Origin of the sequence: Kaistia sp. 32K (genome assembly GCF_016629525.1) — a bacterium.
Lineage (GTDB): Bacteria > Pseudomonadota > Alphaproteobacteria > Rhizobiales > Kaistiaceae > Kaistia.
On record NZ_AP024269.1, the window covers coordinates 3,317,167 to 3,337,280 of the forward strand.

A 20,114-nucleotide genomic window follows, 5' to 3' on the forward strand; every position below is an offset into this window, starting at 1 on the left:
GCCCCGCGCCCCGCACCCGGCAGTTTTTCTAGATCGCCGGCGAGGCTGCTGCCGCTTCGCCGTCGTTGCGGCGAAGCCCGGAAGCAAGGGGGATGCCTTCGACCGCCGAGACCGGCGGCACGCCCATGAGCGACAGCAGGCCGGAAGCGAATTCCAGCTCCGAGATCGGGCGGTAACGCTCGGCGATGACGGCCCGAAGCGCCGCCAGCCATGCGTCGTCCGTCGCGGCCCGTACGATCGCCGCGACCCAGCCTTCGAGATCGGCGGCGGGAATGACCGGCATCAAGCCCTGCGTCGCCTCCGAAAGCGCATCGGCGTCGGAGACCAGCACCGGCAGGCCGAAATCGAGGCATTCTGCGGCGCCGAGACCCCAGCCCTCGGCGACGGAGGGAAACACGCCGAAGCGCGCGTTCTGATAGAGCCAGGCGAGCTGCGGATCGCTGATGCCGGAGAGGAAGCAGACCTTCTCCGCCAGCTCCGGGTGGTCGGCGAGATACTGCTTGGTCTCCTCGACCATCCAGCCCCAGCGGCCGCACAGCACCAGCTTCGGCATGCGCTCGCCGAGCAGCGGCATCAGGCGCTGCCAGACGCGCAGCAGCGTGATGTGATTCTTGCGGATCTCGATGGTCGAGCAATAGACGGCGAAATTGCTGCCGACGAGCTGGGCCACCGGCTCCGCCGGACGCCCCTCCATGCCCTCGCGCAGGAACGAACCCAGCCGGTTGACCGATATAGTCGGCCGAGGCGCGTCGGGCGAAGCGGCCTCGACGCCCTTGCGGGTGGTCCGCGCCGAATATTCCGACACACAGACCAGCTGCCGGCACCATTCCCGCATCCACTGGAAGTCGCGCACGAAGGACGCCGCATGCCCCTTGTCGACGAACCGCGGCATGTCGAGCGGGATCGTGTCGTGCAGGATCGCCGTGATGTTGGCCTGGACCTGCGCCTGCCGGTGCGCGGCGAGCGCGTGCAGGCCGACATTGGAAAGGAAGCACTTCACCGTCGGATCGGCGAGCGGATCATAGCGGCGGTCGCGCCGGTCGGCGCGCATCCCGAAGCCGAGCTTGCCGATCCGGATGCCGAACTTGGCCAGCTCGAAATGCAGACCCTTGCGATCGGCCCGGTTGGCCAGATAGCCGGCCGCGACGCGATCGAGCTCCCGCCCGGTCGAGCCGCCGCTGGCGCGGACGACCTGATAGACGGTCTTGATCCGGCTCCAGTACGACGACGAGCCGACGCCTTCGATATAGGGAATGCGCCGCTCGACCAGCGCCTCGAGATAGCGGAGCTCGGTTCCCGTCAGCAGTCGCGACTTGCCGCGATCGACCCGATAGAACACGACGTTCAGGTCCTTGCGGCGCAGAACCTGCCGGATCAGGGCGCTTTCGACGCGTGGAATGCCCACTGGGGGATGGGCCCCCCAGCGCAAAGGCTGGGTCGCGTCAAAATACAACTTTTCACTCAATGCGCTTTTTCCGTCCGTCGACGATCCAGAATGGCGAGAATCAAACTGGGCGACAATTCCGCCGATAGTTTGACCGGGGCGAAATGCCGGCAACGCGCCCCCTCCTGTCAACCGCCGAACCGGCGCGGTGTGACGACCATCACAGCCGGGTCCCCACAATTTCCGCAATCGGGTCTCGACAACATGTGTATCCACCATATATGTATGCACGTACATTGTATGGAACGATTGATATGGTTAAGCATGAGAACCGCCCCAAGACGTTTCTGGGACGCCTGACCCAGGCCAGTCGCGCCGTGCGCACATGCTTCGACGCCGAGCTCAAGCAGCTCGACCTGACGCTGGCGCGCGGGCGGCTGATGCTGCATCTCGTCCGGGCCGAACACACCGTCACCCAATCGGAGCTTTCCGACGTCCTCGAGGTCGAGCACCCGACCGTCGTGCGGTTGCTGGACGGGCTGGAGCAGTCCAACCACGTCTCCCGCCAGCCGCTGCCGGGCGATCGCCGCGCCAAGTCCATCGTGCTGACGGACGAGGGCCGCGCCATCGGCGAGCGCGTATCGCGGATGACCGACACGCTGAGCGACACGCTGCTCGCGGGCATCGATCCGGCCGATCTGGAGGTCACCGAACGCGTCCTGCAGACGCTTTCCGACAATCTGAGCCGCCTCGCGGTCGAGCGCGCGGAACAGGCCTCGCAATCATGAGCACCGCCGTCGCCCTGGCGAGAGACCCCGGCGCCCTGTCGCCGGCGGCGCCTGTCCCAGCGCCGGCCCCTGTCAATATCGCGCCCACGCCCGCGCCCGCCGCGGCCCCCGCCTTCGTGCCGATGCCGCCGATGCGCGCCGCCGTCTATGCGAGCGCGTCGATCCTGCTCGGCCTGACGCAGGGCCTCGGCCTGAACCTGATCACGGCCAACCTGACCGGATTGCAAGGGCCGCTGCACGCGACCCAGATCGAGATCAACTGGCTGGCGGCCGCCTATATGGCGACCAACATCACCGGCACGCTCTTTCTCTACAAGGTCCGCACCCAGTTCGGCCTGCGCCGCTTCGCCGAAATCGGCCTGATCATCTATGCGCTGGTGACGATCGCGCATCTCTTCACTGACGATCTGCGCTCGGCCATCGCGGTGCGCGCCGTGATGGGCATCGCCGCCGCGCCGCTCTCGACGCTCGCCTTTTACTACATGCTCGAATGGCTGCCGCCGGCCCGCAAGCTGACGATCGGCATCGCCTTCGGCGTGCTCGGCGGCCAGCTCGCCACCCCGCTCGCCCGCGTGATCTCGCCGGAGCTGCTGCAGATCGGCGACTGGCACGGCCTCTATCTGATAGAGGCGGGCCTCGCGATGATGAGCCTCGCCGTCATCTTCATCCTGCCGATCACCCATCCGCCGCGCGTCAGGATCTTCGATCGCGAGGACCTGATCAGCTTTCCGCTGATCGCGCTCGGCTTCGGCTCGATCGCCATCATCCTCTCGGTCGGCCGGCTCTACTGGTGGCTGGACGCGCCGTGGATCGGCTGGCTCGGGGCGACCGGCATCGCCGCGATTACGACGCTCGTCATGATCGAGCTGCACCGCGCGCATCCGATCATCAATCTGCGCTGGCTGTCGTCCTTCGACATGCTGACGATCACCGGCTCGCTGCTGCTGTTCCGCTTCCTGCTTTCCGAGCAGACGGTGGGCGCCGTTGGCTTCTTCAACATGCTCGGCCTGCAGAACGACCAGCTCATCCCGCTGTTCACGGTGATCCTGTTCGCCACCCTTGCCGGCTACATCCTCACCGCCATGGTGATGACCAAGGAAAACGCGCCGGCGCTGCATCTGATCGCACTGATGATGATCGCCACCGGCGCCTGGATGGATTCGCACGTCACCAGCCAGACCCGGCCGGAACAGTTCTACGTCAGCCAGGCGATGATCGCCTTCGCCGGCGCGCTGTTCCTGCCGCCGGCGCTGATGGCCGGCTTCTCGAAGGCGATCGCCGGCGGCCCGGTCTTCATCCTGAGCTTCCTCGTCGTCTTCCTTGGCACGCAGAGCATGGGCGGCATCCTTTCCTCCGCCGTCCTCGGCACCTTCCAGACCGTGCGCGAGAAGTTCCATTCGAGCGTCATCGCCGATCATTTAACGCTGCTCGATCCGCTGGTCGTCCAGCGGATCCGGACCTATGGCGCCGCCTATTCGAGGACGCTGACCGATCCGGCGTTGCAGAACGCCGAAGGCGTCGTCCTGCTCGGCAGGATGGCGACCCAGGAAGCCAATGTCCTCGCCTATCAGGACCTGTTCCTGCTGATCTTCTACACCGCGCTCGCCGGGATCGTCCTGCTGGCGCTCCACACCACCTATTCCCGCGTTCAGGCCCGGCGCGCCGCCACGGCCTGACACAGAAGACACCCGAGACGTCATCATGCAGATCAAACAGATCTTCAAATCCGGCATCACCCTGATCGCCTTCGCCATCGGCGCGCTCGGCGTGCTGATCGTGCTCTATGCATGGCAGCTGCCGCCCTTCCGCTCGTCGGTCGAGACCACCAACAATGCCTATGTCAAAGGCCAGGTGACGCTGCTCAGCCCGCAGATCGCCGGCTATGTCGTCGGCGTGCCGGTGCAGGACTACATGACGGTCAAGAAGGGCGACCTGCTCGTCCAGATCGACGACCGCATCTATCAGCAGCAGCTCGCCCAGGCGCAGGCCACCCTGCAACAGCAGCAGGCCGCCCTCGCCAATTTCGCCGAGAACCGCCTCGCCAAGCAGGCGAGCCTCGACCTCGCCAAGGCGCAGCTGCAGAGCGCCCAGGCCGGGCTGGAGAAGGCCGAGCTCGACGACAAGCGCACCGGCACGCTGGTCGATCGCGGCTTCTCCACGCAATCCTCCGGCGACCAGACCCGCGTCGCCCTGCTGCAGGCGCAGTCGACCGTCGCGCAGGCGGAAGCCTCGGTGAAGATCGCCGAGCAGAATGTCGCCCTGGTCGACGCCGGCAAGAGCTCGCTCGAAGCGGCCGTCGCGAGCGCCGAGGCCTCGGTGAAGCTCGCCGAGATCAACCTCGACAACACCCGCATCGTCGCGCCGGTCGACGGCCGGCTCGGCGAGGTCGCGGCCCATGTCGGCCAATATGCCGCCGCCGGCACGCAGCTGACCTCGATCACGCCCGCGAAGGTCTGGGTCGTCGCCAATTTCAAGGAGACGCAGCTGACCCATATCGGCGTCGGCCTGCCCGTCAGCTTCACCGTCGACGCGCTCGGCGACGCCAAGCTTACCGGCCGCGTCGAGCGGATCTCGCCCGCCGCCGGCTCCGAATTCAGCGTGCTGAAGCCGGACAACGCCACCGGCAACTTCACCAAGGTGGCGCAGCGCATCCCGCTCCGCATCGAGATCGACGAGGGCCAGGCGGCCGCGGCGAACCTCCGCCCCGGCATGTCGGTGGTGGTCAAGATCGATACCGCCAACACGCCGCTCCCGGCGCTCGCCTCGGCGCAATGACGGGAAGCCAAGCAAGACCCTCACCCTACCCTCTCCCGCAAGCGGGCGAGGGTTTCGGCCTGCGCCCTTCGGGAAGCATTCAGCGCAGCAACAAGCCCAGGCGATCTCCCTCTCCCGCTTGCGGGAGAGGGTTGGGGTGAGGGTCTTTTTGAGCCCTATCCGGAGGGTTTCCTGATCCCCCACCCGATCGCCCGAACCCTCCCCTTGAGGGAGGGTCAAGACCGCCAAAGGCGGGCTTGGGGAGGGGTTCTTCGGCGGAACGATCGCAAGCCACAGGAAGGCCCCCTCCCGAAAACGCGAAGGGCGTTTTCGACCTCCCCGGGGGAGGTTCAAGGAAGAAGGGCCCCCTCAGCGCACCGTGACCGGCACCGCCTGCACCATGTTGTTGCCGACGCCGATCCAGTTCCAGTTCTGCTCGAGCGGCTGCGACTGGCCGCTCGCGTCGGTGGCGCGGCAGGAGAGCATGTGCTCGCCCGGCTCCGCCTCCCAGACGCAGCTCCAGCGCCGCCAGGCGAACAGCCCGGGCGCCGGATCCAGCACCGCCTCCAGCCAGCGGCCGTCGATGCCGAGCACGACGCGCTCGACCGGCGCCTGGCCCGACCAGGCCCGACCCTCGATCCGGCAGGACCCGGCTGCGACGGTCCGCTTGCGCGTCAGGAAATCGGGGAAGCCCGGCGGCACCATCAGGGCGCGCGGGCGGATGCGCCGGACCGGCTCGCCGGGATCGTCCGGGCCGCTGCGATAGTGGTAGTTGGACGCCTGATAGTAGCCTTTGAACGGCTCCGTGACGGCCTCGATCCGGGTCAGCCATTTGACGCTCGCCATGCCGTACCAGCCCGGCACGATCAGCCGCAGCGGGAAGCCGTGCTGCGGCAGCAGCGGCTGGCCGTTCATCGCGTAGGCGAGCAGGATTTCCGGCCGTTCCGCCTCGGCGACCGAGAGACTGCGGGCATAGTCGAGCTCATGGCCCTTCTCCAGGCCGTGGTCGGCGCCGGTGAAGACGATCTCGACCGCATTTTCCGCGACGCCCGCCTCCGCGAGCAATCCGGCGAGCGGCGTGCCGGTCCACAGCCCCGTGCCGACCGCCTCCGTCACCCAGGGCTGGCTGACGGGGCGCGGGAACAGCCGCGAGCGGCCATTGCCGGCGCATTCGAGCGTCACCGGCAGCGTCACGCTCGGCCGGGCGCGGATGTCGTTCAGCGTCAGCTCCAGCGGCCGGGCGACATGACCGCCGATGGCGAGCCGCCAATGCGCGGCCTCGATCATCGGGATATCGAAATGGATCAGCAGATAATGCAGCCCAAGCGGCGTGATGTCGTAGCGCAGCGCCTCGAGCGGCATCGAATGGTTGCGCGCCGAAAGCTGCAGCTCTTCGGGCGTCAGCGGGCCCTCGGTCGGCCCGCGCGGCAGCGCCTTCGGCGCCGGTTTCACGGTCTCGTCGGTAACGCGCGCTTCGGACATGCTCGACCCCATGCATCGGAATATTGCGTCGGAACCTTGCCACCCAAGACGCAAAACCTAGCATGGAAGCGACGCAGCGTCAGGCCGCCGCGCCTTCCGAAAAACCCGGCCTTCAGCCCGCCTGCAGCACCAACTTCTTCAGATCGGCGCTCTCGTCGGCCGCCACGGCCTTGTCGAGCTGGAAGCCGGAGCCAAGCATGCGGCGGCCGAGCATGTGGTCCGCCGCGCGGTTGACCGAGTCGATCGCGACCAGCCGGTCGCCCTGGTAATGGAACACCGAGAACGAGCCATCCTCCGGCCGTCCGCGCAGCACGCTCGAATCCGCGTCGTTGGAGAGGCCGACCATCTGCAGCTTGGCGTCGCCCTGATCCGACCAGAACCACGGCACGGCGCGATAGGGCTCGGCCTTGCCAAGCAGCGTCGCCACCGCCGTCTTCGCCTGGTCGACGGCGTTCTGCACGCTTTCGAGCCGGACGGGACGGCCGAGCGCCCAGTGATGGAACGAGACGGCGTCGCCCGCCGCGACGATCTTCGGATCCGACGTGCGCATCGCCTCGTCGACGACGATGCCGTTCGCGACATGCAGGCCGGCGGCCTCGGCGAGCTCGACATTCGGCACCACGCCGACGCCGACGATCACCGTATCGGCCGGGATTCGCTCGCCCGAGAGCGTCTCGACGGCGACGGCGACGCCATTCTCGCCGATTATGCCGTGCACCGGCGTCTCCAGCCGGACGGTCGTGCCCATGGCGCGGTGCAGATCGAGGAAGTACGCCGAGATCGCCGGCGCGACGACGCGGCCCATCAGGCGCGGCGCGGCTTCGAGCACGGTCACCGTCTTGCCAAGCAGGCGCGCGGTCGCGGCGAGTTCGAGGCCGATGAAGCCGCCGCCGACCACGACGACATCCTTGGCGAGCGCGAAGCGCTGCTTCAGCCGGCGGGCATCCTCGGCGGTGCGCAGCAGGAAGACGTTTTCGAGATCGATGCCGGGAACCGGCGGCACGCGGACGCGGGCGCCGGTCGCCAGCACCAGGCCGTCATAGGGGAGCGATTCGTCGCCGAGCCGCACCAGCCCGGCGGCGCGGTCGATCGCGGTCACTTCCCGGCCCAGCACCAACTCGACGGCGTTCTTCTCGTAGAAGGCGGCCGGGCGCAGTTCCTGCAGCTCGTCGCCCTCGGCCTTGATGAAACCCTTGGACAGCGGCGGCCGGTGATAGGGAATCTCGCGTTCGGCCGAGACCAGCGTGACCTTGCCGTCGAACCCGTCCGAACGCAGGCTCGCCGCCGCCTGCGCGCCGGCATGGCCGCCGCCGATGATGATGATGTTCTGGGTCATGTCGCCTGCCTGTCCAAATGCGGCGCGACACTCGCATCGGCAGCCCGTCGGGTGCAAGGGGCGGGTTGGTGAGGCGGTTAAGAACCCTTGCTGACAGGACCTGGCGCGGCGGCTTCCCCGCGCTCGCCGTCATCCCGGCCTCCGAGCCGGGATCCATTCAGCCGAAACCTCTCCGCGCGAGACGCCCGGCAACGCGCGACGGCCCGATGGATCCCGGATCTCCGCTTCGCTGCGTCCGGGATGACGGGGTAGCGCGTGGCCGGCGACTGCGCGCCAGAAATCAGATCGCCTTGCCATCCCTGTCGAAGCGATGGATGTGGGTCTCGTCGGCGGCGAGGCCGACCGTCGAGCCGACCTCGAAATCCGCCTGGCCGACGATGCGGACCGTCACCATGTCGGCGCCCTCGACGGCGACATAGACGAAGGTGTCCGAGCCGAGCTTCTCGAGATGGCTGACCTTGCCCGACCATTCGCCGCCGGCCGGCACGACGCGGATGTGCTCCGGGCGGATGCCGATCGTCGTCGCGCCCAGCTTCTCCGCCGCCGCGCCGGTGAGAAAATTCATCTTCGGCGAGCCGATGAAACCGGCGACGAAGAGGTTGGCCGGCTTGTTGTAGAGGTCGATCGGCCGGCCGACCTGCTCGATCTTGCCGGCGCTCAGGACGACGATCTTGTCGGCGAGCGTCATCGCCTCGACCTGGTCATGCGTGACATAGATCATCGTCGCGCCGAGCACCCGGTGCAGGTTGGCGATCTCGATGCGCGTGTTGACGCGCAGCGCCGCGTCCAGGTTCGAGAGCGGCTCGTCGAACAGGAAGAGCTTCGGCTGGCGCACGATGGCGCGGCCGATGGCGACGCGCTGGCGCTGGCCGCCGGAGAGCTCGGACGGCCGGCGGTCGAGCAGCGTCTCCAGATGCAGCATCTTCGCCGCCGCCGTGATGCGGCGCTCGATCTCGCCCTTCTCGACGCCTTCCTGCTTCAGCGCCAGCCCCATGTTCCCCTTCACCGTCAGGTGCGGGTAGAGCGCGTAGGACTGGAACACCATGGCGATGCCGCGCTTCGCCGGCGGCGTCACGTCGACGGTCTTGCCGGCGATCGTCACATGGCCGGAGGTCTGGTCCTCGAGGCCGGCGATGATCCGGAGCAGCGTCGACTTTCCGCAGCCGGACGGGCCGACGAAGACGACGAACTCGCCCTCGGTGACGTCAAGATCGACGCCGCGGATAACGTCGGTCGCGCCGAACCGCTTGGTGATGTTCTGAAGGGTCAGTGCGCTCACGGGCGTTATCCTTCGTGATCGTTGGCTGAGCGTTGGCCCAGGAAGACTGTATCGATACGGGAGGTCAAAGCTTCACCACCCTGCCCTCGCGCATGCTGACCTCGGCGGCCAGCGCGATTTCGAGCGAGGTTATGGCGTCCTGCATGTGGCGCGAGAGGTCAATGTCCTCGCGGATCGCCTTCAGGAGATAGGCCTGCTCGCGGTCGCAGAGCGCCTGATGGCCGGGCTCGTCCTCGGTCGAGAACCAGCTGTCGGCGCGCTCGAAGCTGCCGTCCGGCTTCAGTTCCGAATGGTGGACGCGGATGCGCGCCGTCTTGGTGTGCGTGTCGACGTCGTCCGACTTGGCGTTTTCGTCCATGACGATCGAGACGGCGCCCTTCGGGCTCATCACGTCCTTCACGAAGAAGGCGGTCTCCGAGATCATCGGGCCCCAGCCGGCCTCGTACCAGCCGACCGAGCCGTCCTCGAAGATCACCTGCAGATGGCCGTAATTGACCTGGGTCGGCGCGATCTCGTCGGAGAGGCGCACGCCCATGCCGCGCACCTCGACCGGCTTCGCGTCGGTGATCTGGCACATGACGTCGACATAATGGACACCGCAATCGACCAGCGGTGAGGTCGTCTGCATCAATTGCTTGTGGATGTGCCAGCTCGGCCCGGAGGACTGCTGGTTCAGATTCATCCGCATGACATAGGGCGGGCCGAGCTCGCGCGCCTTGGCGATGAAGCCGATCCAGGATGGGTGATGGCGCAGGATGTAGCCAATGACGAGCTTCTTGCCGGTGCGCTTGGCCGCCTCGACAACCGAACGCGCGTCGGCGGCGTTGGCGGCGAGCGGCTTCTCGACGAAGACATGCGCGCCCGCTTCCATCGCGGCGATGGCGAAGGGCGCGTGGCTGTCGGTGTAGGTGTTGACCGAGACGACGTCCGGCTTCAGCGCCAGCCCGGCCTCAAAACTCTCGACGCGCGGATAGGCCTTCAACTCCTCCGGCAGGTCGACCTCGGAGCGGTTGTACATGCCGACGATCTCGAAGCCCGGATTGGCATGATAGGCCAGCGCATGGCTGCGCCCCATCTGGCCGAGGCCGGCGACGAAAACGCGGAGGGGACTAGTCATGAATCAGCAACCTGCAATCAGAGAGGACGGGCCGGGCTTCGGCGCGCAAATCACTTCACCGCGCCGGCGGTGATGCCGCGGATCAGCTGGCGCGAGAAGATCAGGTAGAGGACCAGCACCGGCAGGATCGCCAGCGACAGCGTCGAGAGCACCGCGTTCCAGTTGGTGACGTACTGGCCGATGAACATCTGCGCCCCGAGCGTCACCGTCTTGGTCGCCTCGCTGGGCGCCAGGATCAGCGGGAACCAGAGGTCGTTCCAGATCGGGATCATGGTGAAGACGGCGACCGTCGCCATGGCCGGCCGCACCAGCGGCAGCACCAGGCGGAAGAAGATCGTGTATTCGGAGAGCCCGTCGACCCGGCCAGCATTCTTCAGATCGTCGGAGACGTTGCGCATGAACTCCGACAGGATGAACACGGCGAGCGGCAGGCCTTGCGCGGTATAGACGAGGATCAGCGCCGTCAGCGTGTTGACGAGGCCGGTCGCCACCATGCCCTGCAGGATCGCCACCGTGCCCAGGCGGATCGGGATCATGATGCCGAGCGCCAGATAGAGGCCCATCAGCAAATTGCCGCGAAAGCGGTATTCCGACAGCGCGAAGGCGGCCATGGCGCCGAACAGCAGCACCAGGAAGATCGAGACGACGGTGACGATCAGGCTGTTCTGGAAATAGCCGAGGAAATCGCCCTGCTTCAGCACCGTCTGGTAGCCGATCCAGCTGAAGGTCGCCGGGCTGGGCAATTGCAGCGGCGCGGAAAAGATGCCGGCGCGGGTCTTGAACGAGTTCGAGATGACCAGAAAGATCGGGAACAGCGCCAGCAGCGTGTAGCCGCCGAGGGCGAGATGCACGAAGCCGGAGCGGGCGAAGGAAGAACGCGCTTTCGACATGGCCGGCCTCAGAACTGGTAGCGGCGGATGCGCCGCTGGATGACGAAGAGATAGAGGCTGACGCCGGCGAGGATGATCAGGAACATCACGGTGGCGATCGTCGCGCCCATCGAACGGTCGCCGACCTGCAGCTGGAAGCCGAAGAAGGTGCGGTAGAGGAAGGTACCGAGGATGTCGGTCGATCCATCGGGCCCGGCGAGCGCGCCCTGCATGGTGTAGACCAGGTCGAAGGCGTTGAAATTGCCGACGAAGGTCAGGATCGAGACGATGCCGATGGTCGGCAGGATCAGCGGCAGCTTGATCTTGAAGAACTGGGCCCAGCCGGTGACGCCGTCGCATTCGGCCGCCTCGATCACCTCGTCCGGGATCGACAGCAGCGCCGCGTAGATCAGCATCATCGGGATGCCGATGTTCTGCCAGACCGAGACCAGCGACACGGTGATCAGCGCGCTGCCGGGCTTGCCGAGCCAGGGCCCGAAGAAGGGCTTCAGCCAGACCAGATCCATGAGGTACGGCGCGACGCCCCAGATCGGCGACAGGATCAATTTCCAGATGAAGCCGACGATGACGAAGGAGAGGATCGTCGGCAGGAAGATCGCCGTCCGGTAGAAGCCGCGCAGCCGGAGCACCGGCAGCGACAAGAGCGCCGCGAGCGCAATGCCGATCGGGTTCTGCACGATCATGTGGATCAGGAAGAAGACGAGATTGTTCTTGAGCGCGTTCCAGAACGAGGCCGACCAGCGGACATCGCCGAACAGCACCTTGAAGTTGTCGAAGCCGACGAAGATCGACTGGTTGTCGACGACGTTGAACAGCGACAGCCGCAGCGTCTCGATCAGCGGCAGGATCATCACGGCGGTGTAGATCAGCACGGCCGGCGCGAGAAAGACGGCGATATGCCAGCGCACCGGCCGCTTCGCCACGGCATCCGAAGCAGGGAGATCGATCGAGGTCATCCGGAGCCTGTCTTCCTCATTGAAATGGCGGGCCGTCATTCCTGCCGGCCGCGCGAGCGCACAGTCTGACACGGAACGGGCCGGTTCCCTCCCCCTTGTGGGGAGGGCCAGGGAGGGGGTACCGCCGCAGTCCTGCGGGATCGGTCGCGTCGCCGGGAAATTCCCCAGGGCGACGGTGGTACCCCCTCCCCAACCCCTCCCCGCAAGGGGGAGGGGCATTCTCGTCAGACGCTTACTGCGCGGCCGGCTTGAACCAGGCGTCGAGGCCCTTCTGGAGCTTCTCGGCGGCGACCTGCGGCGTGTCGGTGCCGTTGATCACGTTGGCCGATTCCGTCCAGGTCTCGTTCTCGAGGTTCGGCGTGCCGCGCGACAGGATCTGGTAGGTCGAGCGGATCGTCGGCTTGCACTTCTCGCGCCAGGAGACGAACTCCTCGGCGAGCGGATCCTGCATCTTCACCGGCGTCGAGGACAGGCTGAAGAAGCCCGGCAGCGCGTTCGCGTAGATGTCGGCGAACTCGGGCGAGGCAACCCAGGAGAGGAACTGCTTCGTCGCTTCCGGATGCTTCGTCTTCGCGTTCATGCCGATCGCGAGATCGGTATGGTCGGAGATGTAGCACTCGTCGCCGGCCTTCTTCACCGGCGGCGGGAAGGCGCCCATCTTGAACTGGGCCTGTTGGTTGAAGCCCGAGATCTCCCACGAGCCGGCCGGGTAGATGGCGGCGCGGCCGAGCGTGAACAGGTTCTGGCTGTCCGGATAGGTCTGGGCCTCGAAGCCGTCGCCGAGATAGGGCGCCCACTTGGCGAGCGTCGCGAAGGGCTCGACCCACTGCGGGTCGGTCAGCTTCTGCTTGCCGGAGAGCAGGGCGAGACGGCCCTCTTCACCCTTCCAGTAGTTCGGGCCGATGTTCTGGTAGCCCATGGTCGCGGCTTCCCAGAGATCCTTCGTGCCCATGGCGAGCGGGATGTAGGTGCCGTCGGCCTTGATCTTCTCGAGCGCCGCGAAGAACTCGTCCTCGGTCTGCGGCACCGCGATGCCGAGCTTGTCGAAGGCGTCCTTGTTGTAGATGAAGCCGTGGATGACGGCGGCGACCGGCACGCAGAACGTGTCCTTGCCGTCGTCGGTGATCCAGGCCGACTTGGCGACCGACGAGAAGCCCTCGATGCCCGGCAGGTCGTTCAGCGAGGCGAGCTGGCCCTTCTGGAACAGCGCCAGCGACTTGTCGAACGGACGGCAGGTAATGACGTCGCCGGCCGAGCCCGCGTCGAGCTTGGCGCCGAGTGCTGCGTCATACTCGGTCGGGGCCGACGGGGCGAAGTTCAGCTTGATGCCCGGATGCTTGGCCTCGAAGGCCGGGATCAGCTTCTCCTGCCAGATCGGCAGGTCGTCGTTGCGCCAGCTTTCGATGGTCAGCGTCACGTCCTCGGCGAATGCCGGGGCAGCCGTCCCGACCGAGAGCGCGGCGACGGCCGTAGCCAGCATCATCCGCTTCATGGTGTTCATATCAGGCTCCTCTCTGAACCGCACAGCCGCACCGCCGCGGCCGCATCGGCATTACCGGACGCCGGATCTGGCGATCGCCGCCAGGGCCGTACGCACGTTCCCATTGTTCTCGTTGAGCAGTTCGTTCGCCGCGGCGGGGTTCTCCGCCCCGGCCGCGATCAGGATCGCCGGCTTCACCTCGCCGTTCGTCGCCTCGAGCGCCACGCGGGCGCTCGCCTCGTCGACGCCGGCGACGTTCGCGATGATCCGCGCGGCCCGCGCGCGCAGCTTGCCGTTGTCGGCGCGGACATTGACCATCAGCCCGTCATAGACATGGCCGAGATGGATCGCGATCAGCGTCGACAGCATGTTGAGGGCTGCCTTCTGCGCCGTGCCCGCGCCCATCCGCGTCGATCCCGCGATCACTTCGGGGCCGGAATCGAGATGGATGGCGACATCCGCGCCCTCGAACAACGGGGCGTTCGGATTGCTGGCGATGGCGATGCTGGCGGCGCCGCCCGCGATCGCGGCGCGCAGGCCCTCGACCGTATAGGGCGTCGAGCCGCTGGCCGAGACCGCGACGACGCAATCCTGCGGGCCGACGCCGAAACGGGCCACATCGATGCGCGCCTGTTCGGGATCGTCCTCCTGCAGGCCGGAGAAATTGTGCACGAGGTCGAGCCCGCCGGCGAGGATCGTCACGATCCGGTCGTCGGCGACGCCATAGGTCTGGGGAATTTCCAGCGCGTCGCCGAGCGCGATCAGCGCCGGGCTGCCGGAGGCGACATAGATCAGGCGGCCGCCGTCGGCGAGCTTCTCCGCCGCCAGCCGCGCCGCCTTGGCGAGCATCGGGATCGCCGCTTCGACCGAAGCGACGGCCCGCGCATGCCCGCCCTGCAGCGCCGCCAGCACGTCCTCGTCCTTCCAGGTGTCGAGGCCGCGGTAGCGCGGATCGGCGATTTCGGTCGAAGGCGAGGCGTTGGTCACGATCAGGCTCTCTTCTGCTTGTCTGCGGTCCCGCCGACGGCCTTCGCCGCAAGCGGTGCGGCCGTCTGCGCGCGCCGCACGCTGCACGGTCCGCCCCGAACATGGAGCGCCGCCGTGACGACGACATGATCCCTAGCCAGCAGAGTTTGCGCAACCACCGCGCGATCCATCCGAGGACGCTGCGCGCCAAAATGGTCCGCCCGGGCGGAGCCGGATGACGAGATGAGATGGATGGCAGCCGCATCCGCGATGACGGCGTACGCCGCCGCGCCGGACCAACCGCCGCCTCCTCCTGCCCCAGCGTCGATGAACGATTCCGACATCGAGCAACTTCCCTGCTTTCTTGCCATCGACGATACCAACGAAATACCAGTCCGTCCAGACACCTAAATCAGGCACTCGAAATTACAAACCGAGGCCTGGGGAAAAATAGCTGGTTCGTCATGTAAATCATGGGATTACGAGAAAAATCGACCCGAAAAACCTGCCCCAAACCGCCGCTGAGAGGCGCCGTCTGCTTATTCTCTTCCCAATTGGATTTCGTTTGGTATTATTTTGGCCAACACGACGCCGGGGACATAACCCCGGCCACCCCATGAGGCGGCAGCGGTGAAAGACGACATCCCAAGCGACTCGACCCCACGCGACCCGGGCGAGCTGCGGCCTCGCGGACGCGCCTTCCTTCTCGTCGGTGTCGATGGCGGCGGAACCCGCTGCCGGGCGCGCGCCCGCTTTGCCGACGGCACGCTGATCGGCGAATGCATCACCGGCACCGCCAACATCCTGGCCGGCATCGACGATGCGCGCGACAACATCATCGCCGCCGTCGAGGGCGCGCTCGTCGCCGGCGGCCTTACCAGCGCCGATCTCGACCGCTGCCTGGTCGGCCTCGGGCTTGCCGGCGCCAACATCCCGGATCTCTCCGAGCGGTTTCTCGCCTCCGGCCTCCCCTTCGCGCAGATCGCGCTGGAGATGGACGCCTGGATCGCCTGTCGCGGCGCCCATCCGGAAGGCGACGGCGCCATCGCCATCCTCGGCACCGGCACGGCCTATGTCGTGCAGGCGGGCGGCGATTTCGTCACCGTCGGCGGCTGGGGCTTCCATCTCGGCGACCAGGGCAGCGGCGCCTGGCTCGGCCATCAGGCGCTGCGCCGCTCGGTGCTGGCGCATGACGGCATCGTTCCCGCCACGCCGCTTTCGAAGACGGTGATGGCGCGGTTCGACGACAAGCCGGACCGGATGGTGAGCTTCTGCAAGACGGCGCTGCCGCGCGACTATGGCAGCTTCGCCCCGCTCGTCTTCGAGCATGCGGCGGCCCGCGACTCGTTGGCCGAGGCGATCCTCGCCGAGGCGACGCTCGACATCGAGGCTTCGCTCGCCCGGCTCGTCGAGCTCGGCGCCAAGCGGATCAGCCTGCTCGGCGGCCTCGCCCCGCTCTACCAGACGCGGCTTAGCCCTGGGATCGCCGCCTTCATCGTCCCGCCGGCCGGCGACCCGCTCGACGGCGCGCTGGCGCTCGCGGCGACCCTGCTGCCGGTCGAGGCCGCGCCATGACCGACCTTTTTCTGGCGCCGGAACGTCTGGCGGACGAGGAAGGGGGCCCGCTCTACATCCGCCTGCAGACCCTGATCCGCGGCGCGATCAGCGACGGCCAGCTGCTGCCGAACGCGGCGCTTCCGGCCGAGCGCGAGATGGCCGCCTCGCTCGGCGTGTCGCGCGTCACCGTGCGCAAGGCGATCCAGGGCCTCGTCGCCGAGGGCGTTCTGCGCCAGCGCCACGGCTCCGGCACCTTCGTGTCCAGGAGCAGCGGCCGCGTCGAGCAGCCTTTGTCGCGCCTGACCTCGTTCACCGAGGACATGCGCAGCCGCGGCCTGGTGCCGACGGCGAGCTGGATCGAGCGCTCGGTCGGCATGCCGACCTCGGCCGAGGCCATGATCCTCGGCCTCGCGCCGACCGATCGCGTCTCGCGCCTGCACCGTTTGCGCCTCGCCGACAACGAGCCGATGGCGATCGAACGCGCCGTCGTGCCGGCCCGCATGCTGCCGGAACCGGCAATCGTCGAGGTTTCGCTCTATGATGCGCTGGGCGCGGTCGGCATGCGCCCGGTGCGCGCCGTCCAGCGCCTGAACGCGGAGAATGTCGGCAGCGCCGACGCCGCCCTGCTCGGCATCGCGCCCGGCTCCGCAGCCCTTGCCATCGAGCGGATCTCCTATCTGGTCGATGGCCGCGTCGTCGAATTCACGCGCTCGCTCTATCGCGGCGACGCCTATGATTTCGTTGCTGAATTGAACCTGACCGAAGCGTCTCCGCGCTAACGTCGGAATGGAGGATTGAGACCATGACCACCACCCTGATGCGCGCCGAAGTCGACGAGGCCCCCGCCGCCGTCCGCCGCCTGCTCGACCAGTCCCGCGACGCCATCACCGAGGCCGGCGCGCGCCTGCGCACGCTCGACCCGAAGGTGATCGTGACGGTCGCGCGCGGCTCCTCCGACCATGCCAGCGCCTTCTTCAAATATGCCTGCGAGATCCTGACCGGCGTTCCCGTCGCCTCGCTCGGCCCCTCGATCGCCTCGATCTACAAGACGCCGCTGCATCTGCCCGGAGCCGCCGTGCTCGCCACCTCGCAGTCCGGCAAGAGCCCCGATCTCCTCGCCATGGTCGAAGCGGCCAAGCAGGGCGGCGCCGCCAGCATCGCCCTCGTCAATGTCGAGGACGCGCCGCTCGCCTCCCTCGCCGACATCTTCGTGCCGCTGCGCGCCGGGCCGGAGAAGAGCGTCGCCTCGACCAAGAGCTACATCACCTCGGTCGTCGCCGGCCTCGCCATCCTCGCCGAATGGCGCCAGGACAAGGCTCTGCAGGCCGCCATCGCCGCCCTGCCCGACAAGCTCGACGCCGCGCTCGAATGCGATTGGAGCGAGGCGCGCGACACCGTCGTCGCCGCGTCGTCGCTCTATACGCTCGGCCGCGGCCCCGGCTTCGCCATCGCTCAGGAAGCGGCGCTGAAGCTCAAGGAAACCTCGATCCTGCATGCCGAGGCCTATTCCGGCGCCGAGCTGCAGCATGGCCCGGTCTCGCTGGTCGACGAGAATTTCCCGCTGATCGCCTTCATTCCCGACGACGCGGCGGCGCCCAGCATGATCGCCAATGTCTCGGCCCTGCATGCGCGCGGCGCCAAGGTGTTCACGGCGACGGCCGCGACCGTCCCCGGCCCGCGCCTGCCCGTCGCGCCTACCGGCCACGCCATGACCGACCCGATCTCGATCGCGCTCTCCTTCTACCGCTTCGCCGAGACGGTGGCGGTGGCGCGCGGCTACAACCCCGACAAGCCGCGCGGCCTCAACAAGGTGACCGAGACGGTCTGAGGGCGAACACGATCTTCACCTCTCCCTGAGGGAGAGGTCGACGGCCGAAGGCCGGCGGGTGAGGGTTTACGGCCTCACCCGATAGGTTCCTAAACCCTCACCCGGCTCTTCGAGCCGACCTCTCCCTCAAGGCGAGAGGTGAAATACAGCGACAGCGCGGCCCAGGCGGCCGCGCCATGCCTAACGCCAAATCGATCCCAGGGATGAGCCCCAAATGCCGAACCTGACAGCCTATCTCGCCGCTGACCTGTTCGACGGCGCCACGCGCCACCGCGACGCCGCCGTCCTCGTCGAGGGCGATACCATCCTGGGCGTCGTCGGGCCCGGCGGCGTGCCGGAGGGAGCGGCGACGGTCGATCTCGGCGCCGGGCTGCTCGCCCCCGGCTTCGTCGACGTGCAGGTGAACGGCGGCGGCGGCGCGCTGCTGAACAGCGCCGCGACGGTCGAGGGCATCCGAACGATCTGCACCGCGCATGCCCGCTACGGCACGACGGCGCTGCTGCCGACGCTGATCACCGACACGCCCGCCGTGACCGAGGCCGCAATTGCCGCCACCCGCGACGCGATTGCCGCCGGCGTCCCCGGTTGCCTCGGCATCCATCTCGAAGGCCCGCATCTCTCCGTCGCCCGCAAGGGCGCGCACAATCCCGGCTACATCCGGCCGATGGACGAGGCGGACCTCGAACGGCTGCTCTCGACCGGTCTCGACCATGTGCTGACCACCGTCGCGGCCGAGACCGTGCCGCCGGCGCAGATCGCCCGCCTGACGGCGGCCGGCGTGCAGGTCGCGATCGGCCATTCCGACGCGTCCTATGAAACCGTCATGGCCGCCTTCAATGCCGGCGCGCGCGGCGTCACCCATCTCTTCAACGCCATGAGCCAGCTCGGCCACCGCAATCCCGGCGTCGTCGGCGCGGCGCTCGACAGCACGGATTCGTGGTGCGGCATCATTCCGGACGGCCTGCACGTCCATCCGGCCGCAATCGCCAATGCGCTGCGCGCCAAGCGCGCGCCCGGCCGTATCTTCATCGTCACCGACGCGATGTCGACGATCGGCACGTCGATGACCGAGTTCGAGCTGAACGGCCGCGTTATCACGCGCGAAAACGGCAAGCTGACGCTCGACGACGGCACGCTGGCCGGCTCCGACCTCGACATGATCGGCGCCATCCGCTTCATGACCCGCGCGGTCGGCATCGGCCTCGACGAGACGCTGCGCATGGCCTCGCTCTATCCGGCCCAGTTCATGGGCATCGAGCGGACGCATGGCCGCCTCGCGCCGGGCGCGCGCGCCGATTTCGTCCACCTGACCGACGACCTCGACATCGGCGCGGTCTATATCGGCGGTGAGCGGCAGCATTTCGCACCGCTCGCCTGAATGGACGAACCAGCATGACGCAGGGAACCGCGGCCTTCGACATCGGCGGCTCGAAGATCGAATTCGCCCGTGTCTCGCGCGACGGCGCGGTGACTGATCGCGCCACCCTGCCGACGCCGCATACCAACTGGCACGATTTCGTCGCGGCGCTCCGGCAGCTGCTGGAGGCGGCGGGCGGCGCGGAGCGCATCGGCATCTCGATCGCCGGCACGACCGACAACGGCATCGCCCAGGCGGCCAACGTTCCCGTCGTCAACGGCCATCATCTGGAGAACGAGATCGCCGCCTTCCTCGGCGCGCCGGTTCGCGTCGGCAACGACGCCGATTGCTTCGCGCTCGCGGAAGCGACCGTCGGCGCGGGCAAGGGCCTGCCGATCGTCTTCGGCGCCATTCTCGGCACCGGCGTCGGCGGCGGGCTGGTGATCGGCGGCCGCATGGTGCGCGGCGCGCATGGCGTCACCGGCGAATGGGGCCACGGCCCGCTGCTCGCCGAGGCCGTGGCGGCGCGCGGCATCCCGGTGGTGCGCTGCGGCTGCGGCCAGATCGGCTGCCTCGACAGCTATGGCTCGGCGCGCGGGCTGGAACGCATCCACGCGGCGCTCACCAGCCAAACCCTGACCAGCCACGCCATCACAGCCGCCTGGCACGCGGGCGACGCGAAGGCGGCGCACAGCATCGATACCTTCGTCGCGCTGATCGCCGGGCCGCTCTCGATGATCGTCAACACGATCGGCCCCTCGGTGATCCCGGTCGGCGGCGGCCTCTCCTCCGACGCCGCGCTGCTGGCACTAATCGACCAGGCGGTACGCGAGCGCGTGCTCGGCCGCTACGACCAGCCGCTCGTGGTGCCCGGCCGCACCCGCGGCGCCAGCGGGCTGATCGGCGCGGCGATGCTGGCGGAAGAACGCGCCTCGTGATC

General features: G+C 67.7%; 18 protein-coding genes. 8 read left to right on the forward strand and 10 right to left on the reverse strand.

Features of this window, described 5'->3' with window-relative positions; genetic code table 11:
• Positions 1-28: 28 nt before the first annotated feature.
• Positions 29-1,405 carry a glycosyltransferase gene (locus K32_RS15370; protein ID WP_201400362.1) on the reverse strand — a complete coding sequence of 459 codons (1,377 nt, stop codon included), beginning with the start codon at positions 1,403-1,405 and terminating at the stop codon, positions 29-31.
• 293 nt (positions 1,406-1,698) lie between these two features.
• Between K32_RS15370 and K32_RS15375 the strand changes: the two genes are divergently transcribed.
• From K32_RS15375 to K32_RS15385, 3 genes are read left to right on the forward strand one after another with little or no spacing between them, the layout of a single operon-like run.
• Entirely contained in the window at positions 1,699-2,172 is a 474-nt protein-coding gene (locus K32_RS15375) for a MarR family winged helix-turn-helix transcriptional regulator (RefSeq protein WP_201400363.1), read from the forward strand.
• Positions 2,169-3,848, forward strand: coding sequence for an MFS transporter (locus tag K32_RS15380; RefSeq protein WP_201400364.1), 1,680 nt, complete (start codon positions 2,169-2,171; stop codon positions 3,846-3,848). Before K32_RS15375 ends, K32_RS15380 begins: the two co-directional genes overlap by 4 nt.
• 25 nt (positions 3,849-3,873) lie before the next feature.
• Positions 3,874-4,947, forward strand: coding sequence for an HlyD family secretion protein (locus tag K32_RS15385; protein ID WP_201400365.1), 1,074 nt, complete (start codon positions 3,874-3,876; stop codon positions 4,945-4,947).
• Positions 4,948-5,295: 348 nt separating this feature from the next.
• Here the strand turns inward: K32_RS15385 and K32_RS15390 are convergent, their stop codons facing one another.
• The 9 genes from K32_RS15390 to K32_RS15430 form a co-directional block, all read right to left on the reverse strand.
• The gene (locus K32_RS15390) at positions 5,296-6,408 is read right to left on the reverse strand and encodes a sulfite oxidase (protein WP_201400366.1); all 1,113 of its coding nucleotides are present in this window, start codon (positions 6,406-6,408) and stop codon (positions 5,296-5,298) included.
• 112 nt (positions 6,409-6,520) lie between these two features.
• Positions 6,521-7,744, reverse strand: a complete 1,224-nt coding sequence (locus tag K32_RS15395) for an NAD(P)/FAD-dependent oxidoreductase (RefSeq protein WP_201400367.1) — start codon at positions 7,742-7,744, stop codon at positions 6,521-6,523.
• Positions 7,745-8,024: 280 nt separating this feature from the next.
• Positions 8,025-9,023 (reverse strand): ABC transporter ATP-binding protein, encoded by a 999-nt coding sequence (locus tag K32_RS15400; RefSeq protein WP_201400368.1) that lies wholly within the window; start codon positions 9,021-9,023, stop codon positions 8,025-8,027.
• A 64-nt stretch (positions 9,024-9,087) separates the two neighbouring features.
• Positions 9,088-10,140 carry a Gfo/Idh/MocA family protein gene (locus tag K32_RS15405; RefSeq protein ID WP_201400369.1) on the reverse strand — a complete coding sequence of 351 codons (1,053 nt, stop codon included), beginning with the start codon at positions 10,138-10,140 and terminating at the stop codon, positions 9,088-9,090.
• A gap of 50 nt (positions 10,141-10,190) precedes the next feature.
• Positions 10,191-11,030, reverse strand: a complete 840-nt coding sequence (locus tag K32_RS15410; RefSeq protein ID WP_201400370.1) for a carbohydrate ABC transporter permease — start codon at positions 11,028-11,030, stop codon at positions 10,191-10,193.
• A gap of 8 nt (positions 11,031-11,038) precedes the next feature.
• Entirely contained in the window at positions 11,039-11,986 is a 948-nt protein-coding gene (locus K32_RS15415) for a carbohydrate ABC transporter permease (protein WP_201400371.1), read from the reverse strand.
• Positions 11,987-12,218: 232 nt separating this feature from the next.
• Positions 12,219-13,487: an ABC transporter substrate-binding protein gene (locus tag K32_RS15420; protein ID WP_201400372.1), complete on the reverse strand. Its 1,269-nt coding sequence runs from the start codon at positions 13,485-13,487 to the stop codon at positions 12,219-12,221.
• 51 nt (positions 13,488-13,538) lie between these two features.
• The gene (locus tag K32_RS15425; protein ID WP_244669536.1) at positions 13,539-14,453 is read right to left on the reverse strand and encodes an N-acetylmuramic acid 6-phosphate etherase; all 915 of its coding nucleotides are present in this window, start codon (positions 14,451-14,453) and stop codon (positions 13,539-13,541) included.
• 2 nt (positions 14,454-14,455) lie between these two features.
• Positions 14,456-14,776 (reverse strand): hypothetical protein, encoded by a 321-nt coding sequence (locus K32_RS15430; protein WP_201404664.1) that lies wholly within the window; start codon positions 14,774-14,776, stop codon positions 14,456-14,458.
• A gap of 286 nt (positions 14,777-15,062) precedes the next feature.
• Between K32_RS15430 and K32_RS15435 the strand changes: the two genes are divergently transcribed.
• The 5 genes from K32_RS15435 (at position 15,063) to K32_RS15455 (ending at position 20,112) form a co-directional block, all read left to right on the forward strand.
• Positions 15,063-16,007 (forward strand): BadF/BadG/BcrA/BcrD ATPase family protein, encoded by a 945-nt coding sequence (locus tag K32_RS15435; RefSeq protein WP_201400373.1) that lies wholly within the window; start codon positions 15,063-15,065, stop codon positions 16,005-16,007.
• Positions 16,004-16,768: a GntR family transcriptional regulator gene (locus K32_RS15440; RefSeq protein ID WP_201400374.1), complete on the forward strand. Its 765-nt coding sequence runs from the start codon at positions 16,004-16,006 to the stop codon at positions 16,766-16,768. Before K32_RS15435 ends, K32_RS15440 begins: the two co-directional genes overlap by 4 nt.
• 23 nt (positions 16,769-16,791) lie before the next feature.
• Positions 16,792-17,817, forward strand: a complete 1,026-nt coding sequence (locus K32_RS15445) for an SIS domain-containing protein (RefSeq protein ID WP_201400375.1) — start codon at positions 16,792-16,794, stop codon at positions 17,815-17,817.
• A 214-nt stretch (positions 17,818-18,031) separates the two neighbouring features.
• Positions 18,032-19,195, forward strand: coding sequence for an N-acetylglucosamine-6-phosphate deacetylase (gene nagA, locus K32_RS15450; protein ID WP_201400376.1), 1,164 nt, complete (start codon positions 18,032-18,034; stop codon positions 19,193-19,195).
• Between the two features lie 14 nt (positions 19,196-19,209).
• Positions 19,210-20,112: an ROK family protein gene (locus tag K32_RS15455; protein WP_201400377.1), complete on the forward strand. Its 903-nt coding sequence runs from the start codon at positions 19,210-19,212 to the stop codon at positions 20,110-20,112.
• The last annotated feature ends 2 nt before the right edge of the window (positions 20,113-20,114 follow it).

What these genes read in the sequence shown, in the direction of transcription:
- K32_RS15380 (WP_201400364.1), top strand. Translation starts at nt 2,169, where the DNA reads ATGAGCACCGCCGTCGCCCTGGCGAGAGACCCCGGCGCCCTGTCGCCG.
- K32_RS15375 (WP_201400363.1), top strand. Translation starts at nt 1,699, where the DNA reads ATGGTTAAGCATGAGAACCGCCCCAAGACGTTTCTGGGACGCCTGACC.
- nagA (WP_201400376.1), top strand. Translation starts at nt 18,032, where the DNA reads ATGCCGAACCTGACAGCCTATCTCGCCGCTGACCTGTTCGACGGCGCC.
- K32_RS15415 (WP_201400371.1), bottom strand. Translation starts at nt 11,986, where the DNA reads ATGACCTCGATCGATCTCCCTGCTTCGGATGCCGTGGCGAAGCGGCCG.
- K32_RS15455 (WP_201400377.1), top strand. Translation starts at nt 19,210, where the DNA reads ATGACGCAGGGAACCGCGGCCTTCGACATCGGCGGCTCGAAGATCGAA.
- K32_RS15385 (WP_201400365.1), top strand. Translation starts at nt 3,874, where the DNA reads ATGCAGATCAAACAGATCTTCAAATCCGGCATCACCCTGATCGCCTTC.
- K32_RS15390 (WP_201400366.1), bottom strand. Translation starts at nt 6,408, where the DNA reads ATGTCCGAAGCGCGCGTTACCGACGAGACCGTGAAACCGGCGCCGAAG.
- K32_RS15420 (WP_201400372.1), bottom strand. Translation starts at nt 13,487, where the DNA reads ATGAACACCATGAAGCGGATGATGCTGGCTACGGCCGTCGCCGCGCTC.
- K32_RS15440 (WP_201400374.1), top strand. Translation starts at nt 16,004, where the DNA reads ATGACCGACCTTTTTCTGGCGCCGGAACGTCTGGCGGACGAGGAAGGG.
- K32_RS15405 (WP_201400369.1), bottom strand. Translation starts at nt 10,140, where the DNA reads ATGACTAGTCCCCTCCGCGTTTTCGTCGCCGGCCTCGGCCAGATGGGG.
- K32_RS15395 (WP_201400367.1), bottom strand. Translation starts at nt 7,744, where the DNA reads ATGACCCAGAACATCATCATCATCGGCGGCGGCCATGCCGGCGCGCAG.
- K32_RS15410 (WP_201400370.1), bottom strand. Translation starts at nt 11,030, where the DNA reads ATGTCGAAAGCGCGTTCTTCCTTCGCCCGCTCCGGCTTCGTGCATCTC.
- K32_RS15430 (WP_201404664.1), bottom strand. Translation starts at nt 14,776, where the DNA reads ATGTCGGAATCGTTCATCGACGCTGGGGCAGGAGGAGGCGGCGGTTGG.
- K32_RS15445 (WP_201400375.1), top strand. Translation starts at nt 16,792, where the DNA reads ATGACCACCACCCTGATGCGCGCCGAAGTCGACGAGGCCCCCGCCGCC.